A 5,099-nucleotide genomic window follows, 5' to 3' on the forward strand; every position below is an offset into this window, starting at 1 on the left:
CGATATTTTCAGGAGCTGTCTGATAATCAAAAGCTTCGCCGCCCAATAAAGACATCATCTTGATACGATAATCACTGCCATTTTCAGGAGCAATGGTGGACATATCAAAAAAGATCGTTGTTTCTGCTAACTGATAAGCGTTGCACTTATCACGATATTGCTTATAAAAGGATAATGCTTCCTCTTTATTCATAAAATTCACCTCTCCCCTATTTTAAATGAAAACGTTTTTACTTACAAGTAAACTTATGAGATAATATAGAAAAAGAGGAAAAAGTTATGAAAAGGAAAACAATAATAATAATAAGTAGTTTAATTTTCATTCTGACAATAACAGGCTGTGAAGAAGAAACACTAGAAGTAAGGGAAACAAAAAGAGGTTATACCATAGAAGAAAAAGGAATATTTCCATGGGGTGATGGTGGATATACATATTGTATTAAAGATGATATATTTTTTCTTACAGGTGATGATCAAAATGATCATTATTATCGTTATGAAATGAGCTTAGAAACAGAAGAATTTAGAGAAAGAGTTACAGAGATAAAAGATAATCAAGAAAATAATGTCCATCAATGTATAAATTCTAAATATGGATGCATTTATGTTGATAATGAATATATAATGAATGAAAATAAAGAATCAATAGGAGAAAAGATCACTTATTATATTCAAGAAGATAAGAATAAAAACATCTTATATAATGAAACCTATTATTATGGTGAGAATATGTTTCGTTCTAATATGAGTTATAGTGAAGAAGATGAAAAATTATATTTATTAGAAGGAAAAGAAACGGAGGTCATTTTCTATGAAAGAGTAGATGATAGCTGGCTGGAAATAAAACGTTTGCCTTATCAGCAAGATCAATATCAGCTTGAATATTGTTCTATTGACAATGGATTAAATGCTATTTACAGCAGTGATGAATATACACGTTTGGTCTTGGGAGAAGAAGAGTATGTAATAGAAGCAGATGACTTGTATTGGATAAGTGATGATTTTATTCTTGTGGAAACAATTAATGAACGCTATTTGCCGGAAACAACGTATCTGATCGATCGTACTACTCAGAGAAAATATGATTTGAATCGAATTATCAAGCTTGATCAAATTAAACCAATGTCAAAGACTACATTTATCTATCCAGAAATGGTTGGTTATATTAGTACTTATAATATCGCGGTAATCAGTGGAATGAAAATGAATATTTATGAAACACCTTTTGAAGATACATATAAAGTGATTGGAATTGATGAAAAAAGAGCTCTGTTTTTTCATTATGATTCTGAAGAAAAAATGATAACAGTATATCTTTTGAAACTTGAAGAATAGGAGAGGCAAGAAAAATATGATAAAAGTTATATTATTGATAATATTGTGCTTCGGTCTGGCTGCTTGTGAAGAAGAAACATTAGAAGTAAGGGAAACAAAAAGAGGTTATACCATAGAAGAAATAGCAACACTGCCAGGAAGCACCAGCTATTTTATTTGGAGCTCAAATCGTGATGATATTCTTTACTATAGATATTATGATCAAGATGTTCATTTTTATTATGAAATCAACTTAGAAAATAAGCAGGTCGTTGCAATTGAAGAAGATGTTATTTATGATATGTCTGAAGAGACATGTGATCAGTGTAAATATGGGTACATTTCTTCTGAGCGGAGTATTTTAAAAGATGGTGAAGAACAGATAGGATTTCATGTTACCTATTATAGTCAACAAAACGGTGAGAAAAAGATCTTGTACGAGAAAGATATGTACTATAATGACACTGATGGAAGAACAAGCACTTCTATTGGTTATGATTTGACAGGAGAGCATTTATATTTGCTTGATGACGAAGAAAATAAAGCTGTTTTATATGAAAGGGAAGATGATGATTGGAAAGAAATAAAAAGTTTTCCTTATGAACAAAATGGATATACGTTATATTCCTGTTATATGATTTATGGTGAGCTGCAAGTAGAATATCGAAATGACGAGAACATATGGCTGATCTTACAAGATGAGGAATATATCTTGGATATAGATGAATCATATCGGGTGTTTGAAGATTATATTCTTGTAGAGCATTTAAACGAGCAGAAAAGTCAAGAAACAACTTATCTGATAGATCGAAATACCCAGAAAATCTATGATCTCAATCGAATAATTGATATGGATGGGATATTTTTAATGTCTTATGAAGAAGCAATATTTATTTATCCTGATACAAAAGATTCTAAAACATATTGTATCGCAAGTATTCGTGATTTAAAGATGACGATTTATGATACACCATTTGAATTAAATTTTCGACCTGGGGGAATAGAAGAGAAAAGAGCTTTGTTCTTAGTGGCTAATGAGGATCAAAATACGGTGACAGTATATCTTTTAACATTAGAAGAATAGAAAGGAAAATATGAAAAAAATTATTTTATTAATGATTTTATGCTTCGTTTTAGTGGCTTGTGAAGATGATACGATTCAAGTTGAATATACTGAAAGAGGTTATACGATTGAAGAGGCAGGCAGGCTTACTTATGATCAAGATTATAATATGAGCACTGCTTATATGATTGATGAAAAAACGATGTGTCTTGTTGGATTTGGAAATGAAAACAAAGAAAACATATATTATCAAATCAATATAGACACAGGTGAGAAGATTGAAACGGATAGTGATGCCTGTGTCGTTTCTTATACGAATACATTAAATGATGAAATTGAGATTTATACATCCGAATCCCATGATGATAAACAACTTGTTTATCATTCTGAGGTATATTATTTAAAGAATGGAAAAATAAAATACTTATTTGAAGATGATTTTATTTATGATACAAATGATCTTTCTGAATATCAAAGAGGTGGATTGAATAAGTTTTATAGTCATAAGGATAAAACATGGTATCTTTATTGGGCAAATAAAAATGAATATGTGATATATGAAGTGAAGGATGGTGAAGTAAGCGGAGGAGAAAAGATTTATCTGATGGATAATTATACGATGTCTGAAATGAGTCTGACGAGTGATTTTTTGATATTTCAGTTTGAAAATGATACAGATAAAAAAATAGTGATAGCAGGGGATCATACATATCAATTAGAAAAAGAACAAGAGTATATGATATCAGATGATTATCTTATATTATATGAAAATAATGTGATTGACTCGCTTATCGTTAAAGGCACTCAAAAAGAAATGGTCTTATCAGAACCAATTAGATTACAGGGTTTTGGTGTTTTGAATGATATGATTATTTATCGTGATCTTTCAACGGGGACATGGTGCATTGCGAAAATAATGGATAAAATGATAACTGTGTATCAGACATCTTTTGAAAATAAAACGGTTGAATATACATTTTCTCCAAGTGAAGAATCTTTTATATTTAAAGTCGATGAAGATGATTCAAATCAAGCTGTCTTTTACTTGATGAAATTAGATTCAAGGGTCTGAATTGCCAACTTGCTGCACCCTACTTACAATTTAAGGTAAAAAGGCTTATAATAAAGAAAAGGAGGAATGAGATGAAGGAATTATGTGTAAGATTATTAAATGAAAGAGGCGTAGAGCTAAAGGATATCGCCGAGTGCGTTGTTTTTTTACAGTCCAAGTATTATCCGCAGCTGAATGTGGAGATGGCTTTGGAAGGTGTTGAGGCGGTGCTGGATAAAAGAGAAGTACAGAATGCGATTCTGACAGGAATATTTTTAGATAAAAGTGCTGAAAAGGGAATGATAGAAGGTCCGCTTTCAGAAATGCTTTTAAAAGATGAAGGATTATATGGAATTGATGAAGTGCTGGCTTATGGCATCTGTAATTTATATGGTTCGATTGCTTTGACAAATTATGGGTATATTGATAAGGTAAAGCCTTTGATCATTAACAAGCTGAATTCAAAGGGAAAACAATGTAATACCTTTTTAGATGATATCGTAGGAGCGATCGCGGCGAGTGCCGCAAGTCGTTTGGCGCATAACCGCTAGGAGGTGGAGAGATGGAAGAGATGCTGACAAAAGAAGATATCAAAGCCGCATTGCAGAGAATCGGTGTAAAGAAGGGGATGCTTTTGTATGTGTCTGCTTCCATGAAACCCTTTCGCTATGTGGTCGGTGGTGCTCAAAGCATCATTGAAGCATTGATGGAGCTTGTAGGTTATGATGGAACACTTGTGATGGCTGCCCCGACCCGTCATTTATGCGATCCTGTAGAAATCAGGAAGGTACCGCGGGATCAGGTGGCTGAGGCCAGGAGAAATGCATTGCCGTTTAATAAGAAATTAAGCGCACCAAGCGGAGTGGGTGAAGTGGCGATTCAATTTATGCGCAATGATGCCGTACTGAGAAGTAACCACCCCATGGTGTCTTTTCTGGCGTGGGGCAAATATGCGAAACTGATCATTGAGAAGCATCCGCTTCATTTTGGCATGAATCAGGATTCACCTTTAGGTAAGATCAGAGAATATAACGGCTATGTCGTGAATATCGGGGTGGATTATGATCGCTGTGAAATTTTTCATCTGGTACAGTATCAGACGATGAAATGTCCGATACGCATCTATTCATGTCCTATTGAAAAAAGTGGAGCGACGAGCTGGATCCAGATATTAGATCTGGAGCTTAGCAGTGAAGGCTACAACGAAGTAGGCAAGCTGATGGAAGATAAACAGATCGTTAAAGCTACGGATCTGGGCAAATCCTTCTGCCGTTTATATTCGGCTAAGTCAGCACAGGAATGTGCAAATGAATATTTTAATTCTATTTAGATTTTCGTCATCAGGCGGAAATCTTTTTTTGAGAAAATGTGACATGAGCATAATAAAAAGTCAATCCTGGGATTGACTAAAATAAATGACCGATATAATCTGTAATCTCACTTAATATCTTTTCATCTTCACTTGAAAAGCGATTGAAAAAAGGTGAATCAATATCTAATACCGCAACGACCTCATCATTTTTATAGATAGGCAATACAATTTCACTGTTTGAAGCACCATCACATGCGATATGGCCTTTGAATTGATGGACATCATCAATACGCAATACCTTTCTTTCCTTGACGGCACTGCCGCATACCCCTTTACCTATAGGAATGCGGATACAGGCC

6 protein-coding genes and 1 pseudogene are annotated in these 5,099 nt (G+C 33.7%); 5 read left to right on the forward strand and 2 right to left on the reverse strand.

Translation table 11 applies throughout. The annotated features are described in order from the left end of the window. Positions 1–193 (reverse strand): annotated as a pseudogene (locus Q0K35_RS06945) (carboxypeptidase M32); the annotation flags it as partial. Between the two features lie 86 nt (positions 194–279). Here Q0K35_RS06945 and Q0K35_RS06950 point away from each other — a divergent pair. From Q0K35_RS06950 to Q0K35_RS06970, 5 genes are all read left to right on the forward strand, one after another. Beyond that, the gene (locus Q0K35_RS06950; RefSeq protein ID WP_294561938.1) at positions 280–1,335 is read left to right on the forward strand and encodes a hypothetical protein; all 1,056 of its coding nucleotides are present in this window, start codon (positions 280–282) and stop codon (positions 1,333–1,335) included. Between the two features lie 16 nt (positions 1,336–1,351). Next, positions 1,352–2,398: a hypothetical protein gene (locus Q0K35_RS06955; protein ID WP_294561939.1), complete on the forward strand. Its 1,047-nt coding sequence runs from the start codon at positions 1,352–1,354 to the stop codon at positions 2,396–2,398. Positions 2,399–2,408: 10 nt separating this feature from the next. Continuing rightward, the gene (locus Q0K35_RS06960) at positions 2,409–3,449 is read left to right on the forward strand and encodes a hypothetical protein (RefSeq protein ID WP_294561940.1); all 1,041 of its coding nucleotides are present in this window, start codon (positions 2,409–2,411) and stop codon (positions 3,447–3,449) included. A gap of 71 nt (positions 3,450–3,520) precedes the next feature. After that, the gene (locus tag Q0K35_RS06965; protein WP_294561941.1) at positions 3,521–3,979 is read left to right on the forward strand and encodes a phosphatidylglycerophosphatase A; all 459 of its coding nucleotides are present in this window, start codon (positions 3,521–3,523) and stop codon (positions 3,977–3,979) included. 11 nt (positions 3,980–3,990) lie between these two features. Next, positions 3,991–4,758, forward strand: a complete 768-nt coding sequence (locus tag Q0K35_RS06970; RefSeq protein WP_294561942.1) for an AAC(3) family N-acetyltransferase — start codon at positions 3,991–3,993, stop codon at positions 4,756–4,758. 76 nt (positions 4,759–4,834) lie between these two features. On the opposite strand, the gene Q0K35_RS06975 is transcribed toward Q0K35_RS06970, so the two are convergent. After that, positions 4,835–5,099: GAF domain-containing protein (locus Q0K35_RS06975; protein ID WP_294561943.1), on the reverse strand; the 265-nt coding region annotated here is incomplete at its 5' end.

The organism is uncultured Traorella sp., from assembly GCF_944327115.1.
GTDB lineage: Bacteria > Bacillota_I > Bacilli_A > Erysipelotrichales > Erysipelotrichaceae > Traorella.